We start from the raw sequence: 18,155 nt of genomic DNA, 5'->3' as shown, positions 1-18,155 counted from the left end.
CGCGGCATCCGCATCCGTTGCTCATCTCCGCATCCGGTGAGGCGACGGTGGCCGCGCGCGCTTCGGCAGCGGTCAGTCGGACGGCGTGTCGAGATCGACCTCGAAGACCTCGCTGCGCCCGTCCGGCGTCGTCACGACCACCTCACGGGTGCCGGAGCCGCCGGGGAACACCCGCAGCTCGAGGCCCTCGAGGTAGTCGTAGTCGGGACGGTCGTGGCGGGCGCCCCACGGCAGCACCGCGCCGGGGCGCACGTACAGCGGCAGCGAATCGAAGCCGTGCGTCTCACGACGCCACCGTCCGCCCTCGACGTGCTCGCCGCTCAGCAGCGACGTCCACTCTCCGTCCGGCAGGTAGAACTCCGCCTCTCCGCTCGCGGACATCACCGGCGCGACCAGCAGCGACGGGCCGAGCATGTATTGCCGATCCAGGTAGGCGACGGCCGGGTCGTCCGGGAACTCCAGGGCCATCGGACGCAGCAGGGGGATGCCGGTGCGCGCGGCATCGACGCCGAGCTGATGCAGATAGGGCATGAGCCTCATCTTCAGGTGCGTGAAGCGGCGGGTCACCTCCACCGCCTCCTCGTCGAAGGCCCAGGGCACGCGGTAGGAGTCCGACCCGTGGAAGCGGGAGTGCGAACTGAGCAGCCCGAATGCCGTCCAGCGCTTGAACACCGCGGCATCCGGAGTCCCCTCGAAGCCGCCGATGTCGTGACTCCAGTAGGCGAACCCGCTCATGGCGAGGGACAGGCCGCCGCGCAGTGTCTCGGCCATCGAGGTGAAGGTCGAGGTCGAATCGCCGCCCCAGTGCACCGGCATGCTCTGGCCGCCCGCGGTCGCCGACCGGGCGAACAGCACGGCGTCGCCCTCGCCGCGGTCCGTGACCAGAACGTCATGGACGGCGCGGTTGTACAGCTCCGTGTAGAGGTTGTGCATGCGCTGCGGGTCGCTGCCGTCGGCCCACACGACGTCGGTGGGGATGCGTTCGCCGAAGTCGGTCTTGAAGCAGTCGACGCCCTGGGCGGTCAGCCCGCGCAGCTTCTCCTGGTACCACGCCGTCGCGTCGGGATTCGTGAAGTCGACCAGACCCATCCCCGCCTGCCACAGATCCCATTGCCAGATGGAGCCGTCAGCGCGCCGCACGAGGTACCCGGCATCCGCCGCCTCGCGAAACAGCGGCGAGCGCTGTGCGATGTATGGGTTGATCCAGACGCACACGCGCAGGTCGCGCTCATGCAGTCTCGCGAGCATCCCGTCGGGATCGGGGAACACGCGCGCATCCCACTCGAAGTCGCACCAGTTGAACTCGCGCATCCAGAAGCAGTCGAAGTGGAACACCGACACCGGTAGCTCTCGGGCCGCCATCTCGTCGATGAACGAGGTGATCGTGGCTTCGTCGTAGGCGGTCGTGAAGCTCGTCGACAGCCACAGACCATACGACCAGGCGGGCACCACGGGCGGGCGTCCCGTCAGTGCCGTGTAGCGGCGCAGCACGTCGGCCGGGGTGGGGCCGGCGATGACGAAGTACTCCAGCACCTCGCCGGGAACGGAGAACTGCACGCGCTCCACGGCTTCCGAGCCGACCTCGAACGAGACATGTCCCGGATCGTTCACCAGCACGCCGTAGCCGCGGTTGGTCAGGTAGAACGGCACGTTCTTGTACGCCTGCTCGCTCGAGGTGCCGCCGTCGGCGTTCCAGATGTCGACGGTCTGGCCGTTCTTGACCAGCGGGCCGAAGCGCTCGCCGAGGCCGTAGACGAGCTCGCCGACACCGAGATCGAGCTGCTCGTGCACGTACGCGGGCGCTGCGCTGGCGCGCTGTCCGGCGCGGGCGTTGCCGACGATACCGGTGTCGACCTGCGCGTCGGCCGCCACGCGCAGGTAGCCCTGCGACTTGTGCCCGCTGCCGGTGACCCGGCGTCCGTCGACCTCGAAGGCGAGATCCCAGGGGGCACCCGCGGCGACCCGCGCCGTGAGCAGGCCGGCGCGAACCGTGCCGCCGCTCGGGGTGATCTCGACGCCGTCGGCCGAGCCTCCCGCGCCGGGAAGCGCGAAGCCGCCGTGCCAGGGGGCGCCGGTGTGGTGCGCGATCCGTACGCGGATGACGCCGTCGGCGGGGGAGGAGAGGGTCGTGGTCAGCACGGGCCGGTTGAGCACGTCGCCGCGTCGTGCGATGACGGCCGTGGGGGCGGTGACCATCAGGCCGGGACCGTCGGCGGTGTCGGGGATCTGCCAGATGTCGTACGCCTCCTGTGCGTACAGGGCGGCGACACCGGGTCGCAGCTGCCAGAACCCGTCGGTGAACTTCATTACTTGACTGCTCCTGCCGTGATGCCTCGGGTGAGGGTGCGCTGGAAGATGAGGAAGAAGATGAGCGTCGGGATGATGCCCAGCAGTGCCGACGCGCTGGTCGTGGTGACATCCATGAGGCGGTCACCCTGCAGGACGCTGATGGCCACCGGCACCGTCTGATTCGCGTTCGATGCGAGGAACGTCAGCGGAATGAGGAACTCGTTCCACGTCCAGATGAAGAAGAAGATGAGCAGCACCGAGAGTGTCGGGCGGCTGATCGGGAAGACCACGCGCCAGAGGATCTTCCAGCGTCCGGCTCCGTCCAGGGATGCCGCCTCCAGCACTTCCTTGGGGAACGTGCCGTACACCGACGACAACAGGTAGGTGCCGAACGCGGCCTGCACGACGGTGAAGACGATGATCACCGACCACACGTTGTCGTAGAGGCCGACCGATTTGAACATGTAGTACAGCGGGTACAGCAGCGCCTCCTGCGGCAGCAGGTTCGCGAGCAGGAACAGCAGCACGATCCAGGTGCGTCCGCGTACGCGCCCGATGCCGATCGCGAAGGCGTTGAGCATCGAGATCAGCACGGCCAGCACGGCGACGATGCCCGAGATGAACACCGAGTTCCACATCTTCTGCGGAAAGTTGACGCGCTCCCAGAACGTGGTGATGCCGGTGAAGTCGAGGGCCTGCGGCAGAGCGAGTGGGCCGGAGGTGGCGTAGTCGGTGGGAGATTTGAACGAGTTCACCAGGACGAGGTAGAAGGGCGCGATCACGAGGAGCGCGCCGACGATGACGAGGGCGAGCAGGAGCCAGTCGACTCCGCGCTTGGTCACCATGCCGCCGCGCCCGCGTCGCCCGGAGGGCGCGCGGCGGGGGCGCGCCGTCGTGGTGAGTACGGTTCCGGCAGCCATCACAGGCCCGCCCTTTCTTTGCGCTCGAGAGAGTTCTGCACGCGGATGAACACGATCGACACGATGACGACGAGGATCGTGAGCACGGTGGCGATCGTCGCGCCGTAGCCGACGTCGCGCTTCGTGAAGAACTCCTGGTAGGCGTAGTACGAGGGAACGAGGGTCGCTCCGGCGGGTCCCCCGCGGGTGATGACGTAGACCGGGCCGAACACCTTGAGAGCGGCGATCGTGCAGGTGAGGGTCACGACGAAGATCTCCGGACGGATGATGCTGACCGTGATCGAGGCGAACCGCTGGAACCAGTTGGCTCCGTCGAGTTCCGCCGCCTCGTACAGCTCCGGATCGACGCGCTGCAGTGCCGCCATGAAGACCACCACCGGGTACCCGATCTGCACCCAGACCAGCACCACCATGAGCACGAGCAGGGCGGAGGGCATCTGACCCAGCCAGTCGTAGGGGGCGATGCCGATGCCGCCGAGCAGCTGATTGAGGGCGCCGTCGCTGCCGGGGCGCACGATCCAGCCGATCACGATGCCGGCCACGGCGACCGGGAGGATCTGCGGGAGGTAGTAGGTCGCCCGCAGGAAGCTGCCGACGCGGCCGCCGAACTTGCGTCCGACGACGTCGAACAGGAGAGCGGCGATGAGAAGGCCCACGATCGTGGGCACGATCACCATCGCGATGACCATCCACACCGAGTTGAGGAACGACGTCCAGAAGGCCTCGTCGCCCACGAGCTTGATCCAGTTGGCGGCCCCGATGAACGTGGGTGCGCGCACACCCTTCCAGCTGGTGAAGGTGAGATAGACGTTCCAGACGAGGGGAACGATGACGATGATCAGCAGCAGGAGGAAGCCCGGCAGCAGGTAGAGCCAGTAGGCTCCGCGCCCACGCCCGCGTTGCGGGATGGCGGGTTCATCGTCGATGACGCGGGTGCGGCGAGCACGTGCGGTGAGCGACATGGGGATGCTTTCCGTTCGGTGGTGGGGGCGGCCGTCAGCCGCCCCCACCGGATCTCACAGGGGCCTCAGCGGTAGTCCGCGGTGCCCTCGTCGTAGGCCGTGCCCAGGTTCGCGTTCGTCGTCGCGGCATCCTGCGTGCCCGTCACGAGGCCCTGCAGCTGCTGCACGATCACGTCGTAGAAGCCGGGCGCGGGCCAGTCCGGGTAGAAGGACAGTCCGTCCTGGCCGAGGATGCCGTTGAACGTCGAGATCAGGTCCTTGCTCTTGGCGTCGGTGATGTCTTTCGGATCGGCCGCAACGGGCAGACCGCCGTTGTTGCCGATGATGGCCTGGATCTCCGGTCGCATCGTGATGTCGATGAACTTGTAGGCGAGATCCTTGTTCTTCGCGTTCTGCGGCACCACCCAGAGGTTGCCCGAGGAGCCGAGCGAGAGCTTGGAGCCGGGGAAGGCCTGCATCGTCCAATCGAAGCCGGTTGCCTGCTCCGTGAAGCGCCCGTACCACCACGAGCCCGACACGAAGATGGGTGCGGTGCCGTTGATGAACGACACTCCCGCGTCCTCGGCCTTGATGGAGGAGACGTCCTTGGCGATGTAGCCCTTGGCGACGTAGTCCTTCAGGGTCTCGCTGGCGTAGCTCGTCTCGGCGCCCTGCCAGTCGACCGGGTTCTTGTAGAGCTGGTAGTCGTTGACCCAATCCCGGCTGCCCTTGGTCAGCGCCAGCTGGTACCAGAGCTGACCGAGCGGGTACTCCGCACCTGCTTCCGCGAGCGGCGTGATGCCCTTCGCCACGAACGCGTCGAGCACCTTGATGAACTCGTCGTAGGTGGTCGGAATCTGCAGGCCCGCCGCAGCGAACGCGTCCTTGTTGTAATAGACGCCGACGAACTCTCCGTAGTTCGGCACGCCGTACCAGGTGTCGCCGCCCATGACGCCCTTGTCGGTGTACTTCGCGGTGGTCTGCAGCGACGGTGCGAGCTTGTCGGCCCAGCCGTACTGTGCGACGGCGTCGGAGATATCGCTGATCAGCCCGGTCGAGGCGAGGAAGCCCGCGGTCGCGTTGCCCTTGTTGAACTCCATGACGTCGGGGGCGGCGTCGGTGTCGAGCACTTGGCTCGCCGTCTTCTGGATCTGTTCGAACGACTTCTCCTCGAACTCGACCTTCGCTCCGGTCTCCTTCTCGAAGACGTTGATGGCCTCGGCCCACGCCTTGCCCATCGCGCTGTCGGCGCCTTCGTAGTGCCAGAGCTTCAGGGTCTGGCCGGCCCCGTCGGTGCTGCCACCGCCGGTGTCGCCGGACGACGAGCAGGCGCTGACGCCCAGTGCGGCGGCGGTGAGAACGGCGGCGGCGGTCAGTACCCGCGCCCGCCCGGTGATTCGTGCCATCGTCGGCACTCCTTTCGGTGGGCCGTCATCGGCCCGGTCTGTGATTGCGGTGTTCAGTTGCGATCTTCAGTTGCGTGTGCTGCGGTGAGGTGGCTATCGAAGCGCTTCGATGATGAGCGAACGGAAGGGCTTCCGGTCGGAGGGTTCACACCGAGGGAGGGGCGGTCACCGACCCTGCGTCGCGGTAGACGGGGGCGAGGAGATGAATGCCGGTCGGGCGGTGCGGATCGTCGATCCTCGCCAGAGCGAGGTCGACGGCGAGATCGCACGAGGCCTCGGGGATCAGGGGGATGGTGTCGAGCTGGATCGGCAGCTTCGTGGTGTCGAAGGATGCCGCGATCGAGACGATCGAGATGTCGGACCCCACCCGGATCCCGCGCTCGGTCAGGGCGTCCAGAACCGCCGCGTGCATGTCGTCGACACCGTGCAGCAGCAGGGCGCTGGCACCGGCGTCGAGAGCGTCGCCGACGGCGGTGCGCACGGCATCCGCCTCGGTCACGACCTCTCCGGTCGTGGCGAACGTGTGCGCCAGCCCGCGCTCGTCGGCCCGGTCGGCGACGGCCCGGCGAACGCGCGGGGGGAAGTTGGAGAGCCGGTAGGTGCTCTCGGGCTGACCGATCAGGGCGATCCGGCGGTGCCCGGCATCGGCAACTCGATCGACCGCCAGGCGCGCGGCCGCCTCGAAGTCGAGGTCGACGCAGTCGATGCCCTCGTGATCGTCGGGGATGCCGATGAACACCGTCGGCGTCGTGATCGCTCGGGCGATCGCGACGCGCTCATCGTCGGGAGCGACGTCCAGGACGAGGATCGCGTCGACCAGTCCCGACGCGGTGACCCGGTGCATTCCTTCGGAAGCCTGCTGATCGGTCAGCAGGAGGATGTCGTAGTCGTGCCGACGTGCGGCCACGGCGGCGGCCAGCACGAAGGACATGTGGGTGGGGGCGTGGGTCTCGCGGCGCAGCGGCTCGGTCAGGGCGAAGATGTGCGTGACGCGTCCGGCCAGCATGCGTGCCCCCGCGTTCGGCGCGTAGCCGAGGCGATGTGCCGCATCGACGACCCGACGGCGCGTGTCGGGAGAGATCGGGCGTTTGCCGCTCAGCGCATAGGAGACGGTGCTGATCGACACGCCGGCGGCCGCGGCCACCTCATCGATGCGTGCCATGCCGACTCCTCTGTCGTATCGAAGCGCTTCGAGCGAAGCTGGTGATCACGATAGAGCGCGCGGCGTCATCGACGCAAGAGTTTTGTGGAGATTGGCAACAAACAGGATCATCGGGCGGTTCCCTGGCGCCCGGCTCGGCTGCTCCTACAGACGGACTTCGGCGACGACCTCGCCGAACTCGGTCTCGCCGACGGGGGTGAACCCGACCCTGCGGAAGAACGCATCGGGGCCGCCCTGCCCCTCCTCGTAGATCACGTGCACGTGGTCCATGCCGCGGCTGCGGGCCTCTTCCAGGAGCTGCTCGACGGCGAACCGGCCGACCCCGCGGCCCTGGTCGTCGGCGTCGACGTTGATGCGCCAGAGCACGGAGCGGAAGTGCTCGCTCGGCGCCTCGGGATCGAAGTTCGCGCTCACGAAACCGACGACCTCGTCACCGTCGAGCACCACGCGCTGCCACGCGGTGCTGGGGTTTGCCACCGTGCCGGCGACGGCATAGCTGGTGGGGGCGAGATACTGCTCCTGCCCCGGTTTGAGCGACATCGTGTTGACGGCGACGATCGTCGCGGCGGACAGTTCCTCGAGGCGCAGCTCGGTCATGCCCTCAGGCTACCCCGGGCGAAAGCGCGGGCGGCACCCTCCGAATGGTGAGAAAACCCCCAGCGCTGCGCGTGCGCAAGAGGATGCCGAGGAGCGGGGCGCGAATTATCTTGACGTCAAGATAGTTTCCGTCGATGCGATAGCCTGGAGGCGACCCCGCGACGCTCACCACGACGCCCACGACGACGCTCACGACGGAGAGATCACACGTGCCCGAGTCCACCATCATCTACACCCACACCGACGAAGCGCCGGCCCTGGCGACGGCATCGTTCCTGCCGATCGTGAAGGCCTTCGCCGGGCAGGCGGGCGTCGAGATCGACACCCGCGACATCTCGCTGGCCGGCCGCATCCTCGCCGCTTTCCCGCAGCGCCTCGCGCCCGAGCAGCAGGTCGGCGACGCCCTGGCCGAGCTCGGTGGACTCGCTACCCTTCCCGAGGCCAACATCATCAAGCTGCCGAACATCTCGGCATCCATCCCGCAGCTGAAGGCCGCGATCGCGGAACTGCAGTCGCAGGGCTACGACATCCCCGACTATCCCGACGACGCGTCCACGGTCGAGGAGAAGGACATCCGCGCCCGCTACGACCGCATCAAGGGCTCCGCGGTGAACCCCGTGCTGCGCGAGGGCAACAGCGACCGCCGCGCGCCGCTCGCGGTCAAGAACTACGCCAAGAAGCACCCGCACCGCAACAAGCCCTTCGCGGCCGGGTCCAAGACCCGCGTCGCCACCATGGGGCACGACGACTTCAAGAGCAACGAGAAGAGCTGGATCGCCGCGCACGACGACGTCCTGAGCATCCGTCACACCGCCACGGACGGGACGGTCAGGGTTCTCAAGGAAGGGCTGAAGGTGCTGCCGCGCGAGGTCGTGGACGCCACGTTCCTCTCCGCGAAGGCTCTCGACGCCTTCCTCGCCGACACGATCGCGCAGGCCAAGGCCGAGAACGTCCTGTACTCCGTGCACCTGAAGGCCACGATGATGAAGGTCAGCGACCCGATCATCTTCGGCCACGTCGTCCGCGCGTTCTTCGCCGACGTCTTCGACGCGTACGGAGAGCAGCTCGCCGCGGCGGGCCTCAACGGCAACAACGGACTCGGCTCGATCCTCGCCGGTCTCGGCGAGCTCGCCGACGGTGAGGCGATCTCGGCCCGCATCGCGCAGGACCTCGAGACCGGCCCGCGGCTCAGCTACGTTAACAGCGACAAGGGCATCACCAACCTGCACGTGCCCTCCGACGTCATCGTCGATGCGTCGATGCCCGCTCTCGTGCGCAACGGCGGCAAGCTGTGGGGCGTCGACGGCGCCGAGGACGACACCATCGCGGTCATTCCCGACTCGTCGTACGCCGGCGTCTACCAGGCCGTGATCGACGACGTCATCGCCAACGGCCCCCTCGACCCGGCGACGATCGGTACCGTGCCGAACGTCGGCCTCATGGCGCAGGCCGCCGAAGAGTACGGCAGCCACGACAAGACCTTCGAGATCCCCGCCGACGGTGTCGTCGAGGTGCTGGACTCCGCCGGCACCGTGCTCATCGAGCACCACGTCGAGAAGGGCGACATCTGGCGCGCGACCCAGGCCAAGCACATCGCGATCATGGACTGGGTGCGCCTGGCCGTCACCCGCGCGCGGGCCACCGGCGTTCCCGCCGTCTTCTGGCTCGACGTCAACCGCGCCCACGACGCGCAGCTCATCGGCAAGGTGCACCAGGCGCTCGCGACGCTGGACACCGGCGACATCACCATCGTGATCCTGCCTCCGGAGGAAGCGACACGCTACACGCTCGCGCGCCTGCGCAAGGGCGAGGACACGATCTCGGTGACCGGCAACGTGCTGCGCGACTACCTCACCGACCTGTTCCCGATCCTCGAGGTCGGCACATCGGCCAAGATGCTCTCGATCGTCCCGCTGCTGGCGGGCGGCGGCCTGTTCGAGACGGGCGCGGGCGGCTCGGCTCCCAAGCACGTGCAGCAGCTGCTGGAGGAGGACTACCTGCGGTGGGACTCGCTCGGTGAGTTCTTCGCGCTGGCGGCGTCCTTCGAGCATCTCGCCGAGTTCACCGGCAACGCGAAGGCGAAGACCCTCGCCGACACGCTGGATGCCGCCACCGGCACCTTCCTCGAGGAAGACCGTTCGCCGGGCCGTTCGCTCGGGACGATCGACAACCGCGGCAGCCACTTCTACCTCGGCCTGTACTGGGCTCAGGAGCTGGCCCGTCAGACCGCGGATGCGCAGCTCGCCGCGGCATTCGCGCCCGTCGCCGAGAAGCTCGCCGCGGCGGAGCAGCAGATCGTTGCCGAGCTGAACGGGGTGCAGGGCCACCCGGTCGACATCGGCGGCTACTACCACCCCGACGAGGCGAAGGTCTCCGCGGTGATGCGCCCCTCCGAGACGCTCAACGCGGTCATCGACGCGCTCTGACCCACAGGCGGATACGAGAGAACGGCCCGGGGTGATACCCGGGCCGTTCTCGTTGCGGCGTGCGCGGCGAGCCGAAACGCGTCGCGAGCGTCAGTCGTGGATCCAGACGTCGACTCCCGTCGGCGACCAGTCGTAGATCTGCTTTGCGCGGTAGTTCGGCATGCCCACGCAGCCGTGGCTCTGCGGCGTGCCGAAGTTGTTGTGCCAGTAGACGCCGTGGAACGCCTCATCGCCGTTGAAGTACATGACCCACTCGACGTTGGGCACGTCGTAGTTCCAGTACGGGTTGTTCGGATCGGTGCTCGTCATCGTCTGCGAGCGGATGTGGCTGTTGATGCGGAAATGGCCCGTGTACGTCGGAGACTGCGCGACGCCGCTGGAGATCGGCCACGAGTCGACGACGGCGCCGTTCTCCTTGAGATAGAGCATCTGTTCGCTGAGGTTGACCTCGAGAAGGCGCTGCAGCGTGACGGTGGATGCCGGGGTCAGCGTCACCGGCAGCGCGAAGGCGGCCTTGCCCGCGTCGAGCTGCGCGGCGAACTCCTTCGCCACCGCGCTCGTGTCCCCGAGCGTGCGGCCATCGGCTCCGGGGACGCTGGTTTCCAGCACCGTTCCATCGGAGTTGGTGATCACGGTGCCGTTGGCGGGAGCGCGGTTGACGGCCGCGGGCAGTGCATCGACGGCAGCCTGGATCTTCGCGGCATCCGCCGTGATCGAGAACGCCCCGGACGCATCGGGAGTGACCGTCAGCCACGACGCTGCGGTTGCGGGGTCGATCGGTACGGTGCGCTCGTCGCCGACATAGAAGCCGATCGTCTGCAGCATGCCGTTGAGCTGATCGGCTGCCGACTGGGCTCGTTCGCTCGTCGCGGGCGCGGCGACCGGCACGCTCGCGGCCGAGACCGTGACGGTGCTCTTTCCCGCGACGAAGGCGTCGTGCACCGCGGCGGCGATCGCGTCGAGGTCGAGTCCGGTGCCGGCCACCGCCGGCGTCACGGTGTACGCGGTGCCGGTGAACGACACCTGCGCGGGCACGGGGGCGGTGAAGGCCGAGGGCAATGCCGCACGCAGGGCGGCCTCTGCGCGGTCGGCGTCCAGCGTGACGGGGGCGTCGAGCCCGTCGCCGAACCACTGGGTCACGTTCCACATCGGCCGCGCAGCGAACGCGCGGTCCGCGAGGCCGTGGGCATCGACGGTGGCGCCCAGCTGTGCGGCCGTGACGGTCGGTCCTCCTTCGCCGAGAACCACGGTGGTCGCGCCCAGCCGCTGAGAGATCGCGTCGGTGGCCGCTCCCGCCGTGAGGAAGCCGACGGGAACGCCCGCGATCGCGGTGCCGGGGGCGATGAGGACGAGTGAGGCCGTGACGGCGCCTGCGGCGACGACGGCCGCGGGAACGCCGATCCACAGCCAGAGGCGCTTCTTCTTGCGCGGCGGTTCCGCGGGTGCCCACTGCAGCGGCGGGACCTGCGCGGGGGGAACGGCGGCGCCGTCGATCGTCTCGATCGGGCCGTCGAGCACGGCGGTCGCGGCGGTCGGGGGGCTCGCGGAGGAGGCGTCGGGCGAACCCTCTGCCTCTCGTCCCGTTGCAGGATCGGTCACCTAAACACCCCCGTGTTCTGCGCGGCCGCGCCCTCCCATGGTACGGGATGCACCTCGTTCGCCGTCAGAGGCCTCCATCGGGGTGCGCCCGCGCTCCTGTCGAGGATCAGGAAGCGGGACAGGCGGCGGCGAACGCGCTCAGTGCCGACTGTATCTGCGCGGCAGCGCTCTGCAGCGACTCGAGGCGCGAGAGGTCGCCGCCCGCGATGGCGGACAGGTCGGCGGATGCCGACGTGAACCCCGATCGCAGCGGCGGCAGCAGATCGGCGATGCTGCGGTTGCCCACCGCTCGCGCGGCGTCGTCGAGGCGGGCGGCAACCGCGGTGAACGCGCTGACTGCCGCCGACGGGTCGCCGGCGTCGAGGCGCTGCACCTGGTCGGCGGCGTCCTGGACGCTGGCGCGCACCGTCTCGCACGCCTGGCTCGTCGTCTGCGTATCGCCGCCCGAGGGAGTGGGGCCCGCCCCGCCGTCTGGTGCGCACCCGACGAGGCCGGCCATCGCGGTGACGGTCAGCAAGATCGCGGCGATGCGGCCGATCCGTGTCGTGGCGGTCAAGAAGCTCTCTCCTCCGGTCGGGGCTCGCGCAATGTAACAGTTTTGTAAATCGTCCTTCCGAATCCGCGCCGACGCTTGCGGATGCGGCTTTCGTAAGGTCTACTAACAAACATGTCCGGATCTGATCTCCCGCGTGGCGCCGTCGATGCGGCACCGCCGGCCCGCTCCGTCGTGCCGGGCCGCGCGTTGCGCCATGCGGCGAAGGTGCTGCCGGAGCATGCGCGGGCGCACAATCGCGCCCTCGTGCTGCAGACCCTCTTCCACCAGGGTGCCATGAGTCGTGCGGACCTTTCCCGCGAGACCGGTCTGACGCGGGTGACGATCTCCGATCTGGTGGCCGAACTCATCGACGACGGCTATGTCGCCGAGCGCGGGATGCGCGAGGTGACGGGGCCCGGAAAGCCCGCGATCCTCGTCGACCTCGATCGGGAGGGCCACCGCATCGTCGGGCTGGACCTCTCGGGCACCGACCGATTCCTCGGCGCGATCCTCACGCTCGACGGAGAGATCGTCGCGCGTCGGGACGTGACGGTACCGGCGGACCCCGCCGACATCCTCGGCGCCGTCATGGAGCTCGCGCGTGGCCTCGTGGCCGACGCGCACGCGCCGGTCCTCGGCGTCGGCGTCGGCAGCCCCGGCATCGTGGACGATCGCGGCGTCGTTCTCACGGCGCCGAACTTCGGATGGCAGGGCGTCGATCTGGAAGGCGCTCTGCGTGCCGACCTGGGGCTGCCGGTGCTCGTCGCCAACGACGCCAATGCGGCCGTGCTGGCGGAGTACACCTTCGGCGGAGCCGCCGACGACGTGCTGCTGGTCCGCGTGGGCCGAGGCGTCGGGTCGGGCCTGCTCGCGGGTGGTCAGCCCATGGCCGGCAGTCGGTTCGCCGCCGGAGAGATCGGTCACGTCACCGTCGGCACCGACGGCGGCCCGCGATGCGTGTGCGGAAAGGTCGGCTGCCTCGAGGCGTGGCTGTCGGTTCCGGCGCTGGAGGCGCGCGTGGCCGAACCCGGCGCCGACCGCGACGCGGTGCTGCGCGATGCCGGGGCTCGTCTCGGCATCGCCCTCGCCCCGATCGTGGGCGTCCTCGATCTGTCGGAGATCGTCCTCTCCGGCCGGCCCGATCTTCTCGACGGAACTCTCGCGACCGCGACCGTCGAGACCCTGCGCGCCCGGACGCTCGCCTCGTTCCACGACGGCGTCCAGGTGCGGATGACGGCGCAGGGGGAGGACATCGTCCTCCGCGGCGCGGCCGTCATGGTCCTCTCCGGACAACTCGGGGTGTCCTGACCCCATCACCGCGGGGCACAGCGCCCCGACACCACCAAGAGAGACAAAGGAAGACACCATGAACAAGAAGCTCGGCGCCCTCGCGCTCCTCGGCGCTTCGGCTGTCGTTCTCGCCGGCTGCGCGGCCGGAGACACGGGCGGCAACGACGCCTCCGGCACTCCGGCGCCGGCCCAGCTGCGCGTGTGGCTGAACGGCACCGACACGCCGCAGGATGCCCGCGACTATCTCGTGAAGACCTTCGAAGCCCAGAACCCGGGCTCGACGCTCGTCATCGAGGAGCAGCAGTGGACGGGCCTGGTCGACAAGCTCACCACGAGCCTGTCGTCCAACGACACACCCGACATCGTCGAGATGGGCAACACCCAGTCGCCGGCGTTCACCTCGAGCGGGGCGCTGCTGGACATCTCCGACATCAAGAACGCCATCGGCGGCGACGACCTGCTGCCCGGCTTCGTGGAGGCGGGCTCGTGGGACGGCAAGCTCTACGCCGCGCCGTACTACTCCGGCGCCCGCATCGTGTTCTACAACACGGCCCAGTACGCCACCGCCGGCGTGCAGGTGCCCACGACCCTCGACGAGTACGTGGCCAACGGCGAGAAGCTCGCGCAGGCCCTTCCGGGGGTCTCGGGGGTCTACTTCCCGGGCAAGGACTGGTACAACGCGCTGCCCTTCATCTGGGAGAACGGCGGCGAGATCGCCGTGCAGAAGGACGGCAAGTGGGAGGCGCAGATGTCCAGCGATGCCTCGGTGAAGGGCATCGAGCAGGTGCAGCAGCTGATGACCAAGGCATCGCTCGCCCCGAAGGACGGCGATGAGACCGAGGCCTGGGTTCCGTTCCGCACCGAGAAGGCGGCTACCCTCTCGGCGCCCAGCTGGGCGTACTGGTCGATCGTCGCCGACGAGAACAAGGCCGACACGGCGCTCACCAAGACGGTCGGCTACTACGCGCTCCCGGGCAAGAGCGGCGGCGCCGCGCAGGTGTTCGCCGGCGGATCCAACATCGGCATCTCGGCGAAGTCGGCCCATCCCGAGCTCGCGAAGAGCGCGCTGGAGATCATGCTCAGCGACGACTACCAGACGCTGCTGGCCAAGGCCGGCCTCGTGCCCGCCAAGAAGGCCCTCGGCAGCCAGGTCGCTGCGGCTACTCCGGAGCTCGCGAAGATCATCTCGGATGCCGCTGCGAATGCGAAGCTGACGCCGGCCTCGCCGAAGTGGGCGGACGTGGAGGCGAAGGGCCTGCTGCAGGACTTCTTCGTCCAGGTCGCGGCCGGCGGTGACGTCAAGACGCTCGCCACGGCTCTCGACGAGCAGATCGATTCCATCCTCAACGGCTGAGTCCGTTCGACTCGTCTGCGTTTCGACTCGTCGCTGCGCTCCTCGCTCAACGACCGGCGGTGGTATCGCCTCCCCGGTCGTTGAGCGGGCGCCGCGAGTCGAGATGCCCCCGACACCCACGAAAGGAGAGCCGGCATGACCACCGCTCACGCGCCCGCGGCATCTCCGCGTCGGCGGCGCCGCGACCGCACGCCGCTGGTCCTGTTGCTGCCCGCCCTGGCGATGCTGCTGGTCTTCATCGGCTGGCCTCTGGTGCAGCTGATCGTCATGTCGTTCCAGAAGTACGGGCGCGAGCAGATCTTCGGCAAGCCGCCCACCTTCGTCTGGTTCGACAACTACGTGCGTGTGCTGACCGACTCCGAGTTCTGGGTCGTCCTGGCCCGCAGCTTCGGGCTGATGGTGGTCTGCGCCGCCGCGACGATGGTGCTCGGGGTCGCGATCGCCCTGATGATGAAGTCCCTCGGACGCGTGATGCGCACCGTCGTCTCGGTCGGGCTGCTGCTGGCGTGGGCGATGCCCGCGCTCACCGGCACCATCGTGTGGGGCTGGATCTTCGACACCTCCTACGGCCTCGTCAACTACGCGCTGACGCACATCACGGGGCAGAACTGGATCGGCCACAGCTGGCTGTCCGACCCCCTCAGCTTCTTCGGTGTCGCGGCGATCATCATCACCTGGGGCGCGATCCCGTTCGTCGCGTTCTCCACCTATGCCGGGCTCTCGCAGGTGCCTGACGAGGTGCTCGAGGCGGCATCCCTCGACGGCTCGGGCGCGTGGCAGCGGTTCCGCTTCATCGTCGTGCCCTACATCCGTTCGATCCTGGTCGTGCTGCTCATCCTGCAGGTGATCTGGGACCTCCGCGTGTTCGCCCAGATCTATGCGCTGCAGACCGTCGGCGGCATCCGTGCCGACACCAACACCATCGGCGTCTACATCTACAGCGTCTCGATGGCCACCGGCGACCTCGGTTCGGGAGGGGCGATCTCGGTGATCCTCGTCGTCGTGCTGCTCGCCATCTCCGCTTACTACATCCGCACCATGCTGACCTCGGAGGACGACTGATGAGCGCCCGCACGAGACGCGCCACCGGGCGTGTGCTTCTCAACCTCGCCGCCGTCGTCGTCTTCGTCTGCTCGGTCTTCCCGGTCTACTGGATGGTCAATACCTCCTTCCTGCCCGGCTCGGCCGTCAAGAGCGAGACGCCGCACTTCTGGCCCGACCAGTTCACGCTGCAGAGCTTCCGTGCGGCCTGGGACGGCGGGTTCATGCCGGCGCTGTGGATCTCGCTGGCCGTCACCGTGCTCACCGTCGCCGCGGCCCTGGTCTTCGCCTTCCTCGCCGCCATCGCCATCTCGCGGTACCGCTTCCGTTCCCGCAAGAGCTTCATCGTCGCGATCCTCGTGATCCAGATGATCCCGGCCGAGGCGATGATCATCTCGACCTTCCGCGTGCTCGACGGCTGGCACCTGCTGAACACCGTGATCGGACTGTCGGCGGTGTACATCGCCATGGTGCTGCCCTTCACGATCTGGACGCTGCGCGGTTTCGTCGGCGGCATCCCCGCCGATCTCGAGGAGGCGGCCATGATCGACGGGTGCAGCAGGGGACAGGCCTTCTGGCGTGTGACCTTCCCGCTGCTCGCGCCGGGACTGGTCTCCACCGGGATCTTCGCGTTCATCCAAGCGTGGAACGAGTTCATCTTCGCCCTCGTGATCATGACCCGTCCCGAGGCCCAGACGCTGCCCATCTGGCTGCGCAGCTTCGTCCAGGCGACGAAGGCGACCGACTGGGCCGTCGTCATGGCCGGCTCGACCCTCATGGCGATTCCGGTGATCGTCTTCTTCCTGATCGTGCAGGGCAAGATGACCAGCGGCCTCGTGTCGGGAGCGGTGAAGGGCTGATGCGTCTCGGATTCGACGTCGGGGGCACCAAGACCGACGCCGTGGTCGTCGCGCCCTCCGACCGGGGCGGCGCCGACGCGGCGCACCAGCGGATCCTCGCCCGCGTGCGCCGGGCGACCGGGTGGGGTCCGGATGCCGTGCTCACGACGATCCTCGACGCCGTGGACGAGCTGGCGGCCGCCGTCGGCGTGCACCCCTCGGCCTTCACCTCGCTCGGCGTCGGGATGCCGGGGCAGGTCGCTCCGGGAGGCGCGGTGGTCGCTCATGCGGTGAACCTCGGCATCGACGAGCTCGATCTGGCCCTCGCACTCGGGCCGCGCCTGGGCATTCCGGTGCGTGCCGAGAACGACGTGAAGGCTGCCGCCGTCGGTGCCGCCGCCCTGCGTGGCGCGGACGCGCTGCCGTCGATGGCGTATCTCAACCTCGGCACCGGCATCGCCGCCGGGTTCGTGCACCGCGGCCGACTCTGGCGGGGCGCCCGGGGCGCCGCGGGAGAGGTCGGACACATCTCGGTCGACCCGGCGGGACCCGTCTGCCGCTGCGGGCAGCGCGGTTGCATCGAAGCCTTCAGCGGCGGTGCGGCCGTCGCCGAGCGATGGGGCCGGAGCGCGGCGCTGCCCGTGCGCGACGTGTTCGACGCCGCCGACGCCGGCGATCCGCTCGCGGTGGAGCTGCGCCGCGGGCTCGCATACGGCGTCGCGTCGGCGGTCCGGGTGATCGTGCTGTCCACCGATGTCGATGTCGTCGTGCTGGGGGGAGGCGTCACGGCACTGGGCGACCGTATGCTGAGGCCCGTGCTCGCCGAACTGGACTCCAGCGCCGCGGCATCCCCGTTCCTGCGGTCGCTGCGGCTCAGCGAGCGCGTCGATCTGCTGCCGCCGGGATCGCCCGCGGCGGCACTGGGCGCCGCCATCCTCGGCGCCGAATCAGAGCAGGAGGCTGTTTTCCATGGCTGAAGTCGTCATCGTCCCCTCGGCCGCCGACGCCGGGGCGCTCGTCGCCGATGAGATCGTCCGTCTCATCGCGGCACGCCCGGACGCGGTGCTGGGGCTTGCGACCGGATCGACCCCGCTGCCCGTCTACGAGGCGCTGCGGCCCCGGCTCACCGGCGTCGACGTCTCGCGCGTGCGCGGATTCGCCCTGGACGAGTACGTGGGCATCGACCCGCGGCATCCGCAGAGCTACCGCTCCGTCATCACGACGGAGGTGGTCGAGCCGCTCGGCCTCGATCCCCAGCGCATCCACACGCCGAACGGCGATCTGGCGACCATCGCGCACGCCGGCGACGACTACGAGCGGGCCATCGCCGACGCGGGCGGCATCGACCTGCAGATCCTCGGGATCGGCACCTCCGGTCACATCGGCTTCAACGAGCCCGGGTCCTCCTTCGCGTCGCGGACGCGCGTGAAGACGCTCATCGAGCAGACCCGACGCGACAACGCCCGCTTCTTCGACTCGATCGACGACGTGCCGATGCACTGCATCACGCAGGGGCTCGGAACGATCCTGTCGGCCCGTCACCTGTTCCTCCTCGCCTTCGGCGAAGGCAAGGCCGCGGCCGTCGCGGGCGCCGTCGAAGGCCCCGTGACGTCGTCGCTGCCGGGGTCGGCGATCCAGCTGCACCCCCACGTGACCGTGGTGGTCGACGAGGCCGCGGCGTCGCGCCTGGAGCATGCCGACTACTATCGCTACGCCTACGCCAACAAGCCGGCCTGGCAGGGCCTCTGACGCGTTC

15 protein-coding genes are annotated in these 18,155 nt (G+C 68.8%); 7 read left to right on the top strand and 8 right to left on the bottom strand.

From position 1 onward, the window contains the following. Positions 1–72: 72 nt before the first annotated feature. The 6 genes from yicI to ACT53O_RS01995 form a co-directional block, all read right to left on the bottom strand. On the bottom strand, positions 73–2,307 hold the full coding sequence (gene yicI, locus ACT53O_RS02020) for an alpha-xylosidase (RefSeq protein ID WP_476151166.1): 2,235 nt from the start codon (positions 2,305–2,307) through the stop codon (positions 73–75). Then, positions 2,307–3,209, bottom strand: coding sequence for a carbohydrate ABC transporter permease (locus ACT53O_RS02015; protein ID WP_476151164.1), 903 nt, complete (start codon positions 3,207–3,209; stop codon positions 2,307–2,309). The genes yicI and ACT53O_RS02015 overlap by 1 nt, the downstream gene beginning before the upstream one ends. Continuing rightward, a complete protein-coding gene (locus ACT53O_RS02010) occupies positions 3,209–4,171 on the bottom strand; it encodes a carbohydrate ABC transporter permease (protein WP_135948503.1) in 963 nt (320 codons plus the stop codon). The genes ACT53O_RS02015 and ACT53O_RS02010 overlap by 1 nt, the downstream gene beginning before the upstream one ends. Before the next feature lie 65 nt (positions 4,172–4,236). After that, positions 4,237–5,556: an ABC transporter substrate-binding protein gene (locus ACT53O_RS02005; RefSeq protein WP_294980513.1), complete on the bottom strand. Its 1,320-nt coding sequence runs from the start codon at positions 5,554–5,556 to the stop codon at positions 4,237–4,239. Positions 5,557–5,701: 145 nt separating this feature from the next. Continuing rightward, positions 5,702–6,718: a LacI family DNA-binding transcriptional regulator gene (locus ACT53O_RS02000; RefSeq protein ID WP_476151162.1), complete on the bottom strand. Its 1,017-nt coding sequence runs from the start codon at positions 6,716–6,718 to the stop codon at positions 5,702–5,704. A gap of 144 nt (positions 6,719–6,862) precedes the next feature. Further along, the gene (locus tag ACT53O_RS01995) at positions 6,863–7,315 is read right to left on the bottom strand and encodes a GNAT family N-acetyltransferase (RefSeq protein WP_036318311.1); all 453 of its coding nucleotides are present in this window, start codon (positions 7,313–7,315) and stop codon (positions 6,863–6,865) included. Positions 7,316–7,524: 209 nt separating this feature from the next. On the opposite strand from ACT53O_RS01995, the gene ACT53O_RS01990 reads away from it, so the two are divergent. After that, positions 7,525–9,741 (top strand): NADP-dependent isocitrate dehydrogenase, encoded by a 2,217-nt coding sequence (locus ACT53O_RS01990; RefSeq protein ID WP_433720475.1) that lies wholly within the window; start codon positions 7,525–7,527, stop codon positions 9,739–9,741. A gap of 90 nt (positions 9,742–9,831) precedes the next feature. Here ACT53O_RS01990 and ACT53O_RS01985 read toward each other — a convergent pair whose 3' ends face one another. Together ACT53O_RS01985 and ACT53O_RS01980 are read right to left on the bottom strand one after the other, a co-directional pair. Further along, complete coding sequence (locus tag ACT53O_RS01985) at positions 9,832–11,340, bottom strand: L,D-transpeptidase family protein (protein ID WP_347418394.1); 1,509 nt, start codon at positions 11,338–11,340, stop codon at positions 9,832–9,834. A 106-nt stretch (positions 11,341–11,446) separates the two neighbouring features. Then, a complete protein-coding gene (locus ACT53O_RS01980; RefSeq protein WP_476151159.1) occupies positions 11,447–11,896 on the bottom strand; it encodes a hypothetical protein in 450 nt (149 codons plus the stop codon). Between the two features lie 111 nt (positions 11,897–12,007). Here ACT53O_RS01980 and ACT53O_RS01975 point away from each other — a divergent pair, with 111 nt between their 5' ends. The 6 genes from ACT53O_RS01975 to ACT53O_RS01950 all read left to right on the top strand — a co-directional run bounded on the left by ACT53O_RS01975 (position 12,008) and on the right by ACT53O_RS01950 (position 18,148). Then, on the top strand, positions 12,008–13,183 hold the full coding sequence (locus tag ACT53O_RS01975; RefSeq protein WP_112932511.1) for an ROK family transcriptional regulator: 1,176 nt from the start codon (positions 12,008–12,010) through the stop codon (positions 13,181–13,183). Between the two features lie 58 nt (positions 13,184–13,241). Next, positions 13,242–14,519 carry an extracellular solute-binding protein gene (locus ACT53O_RS01970; RefSeq protein ID WP_295774265.1) on the top strand — a complete coding sequence of 426 codons (1,278 nt, stop codon included), beginning with the start codon at positions 13,242–13,244 and terminating at the stop codon, positions 14,517–14,519. A gap of 135 nt (positions 14,520–14,654) precedes the next feature. Further along, positions 14,655–15,581 carry a carbohydrate ABC transporter permease gene (locus tag ACT53O_RS01965; RefSeq protein WP_036317937.1) on the top strand — a complete coding sequence of 309 codons (927 nt, stop codon included), beginning with the start codon at positions 14,655–14,657 and terminating at the stop codon, positions 15,579–15,581. Beyond that, positions 15,581–16,420 carry a carbohydrate ABC transporter permease gene (locus ACT53O_RS01960; protein ID WP_036317939.1) on the top strand — a complete coding sequence of 280 codons (840 nt, stop codon included), beginning with the start codon at positions 15,581–15,583 and terminating at the stop codon, positions 16,418–16,420. Before ACT53O_RS01965 ends, ACT53O_RS01960 begins: the two co-directional genes overlap by 1 nt. Beyond that, positions 16,420–17,376 (top strand): ROK family protein, encoded by a 957-nt coding sequence (locus ACT53O_RS01955; protein ID WP_294947563.1) that lies wholly within the window; start codon positions 16,420–16,422, stop codon positions 17,374–17,376. The genes ACT53O_RS01960 and ACT53O_RS01955 overlap by 1 nt, the downstream gene beginning before the upstream one ends. Next, on the top strand, positions 17,369–18,148 hold the full coding sequence (locus ACT53O_RS01950) for a glucosamine-6-phosphate deaminase (protein ID WP_112932515.1): 780 nt from the start codon (positions 17,369–17,371) through the stop codon (positions 18,146–18,148). The genes ACT53O_RS01955 and ACT53O_RS01950 overlap by 8 nt, the downstream gene beginning before the upstream one ends. Positions 18,149–18,155 lie beyond the last annotated feature (7 nt).

This window comes from Microbacterium sp. DMC48 (assembly GCF_056313825.1).
This window is presented reverse-complemented; position numbering and strand designations above follow the sequence as displayed.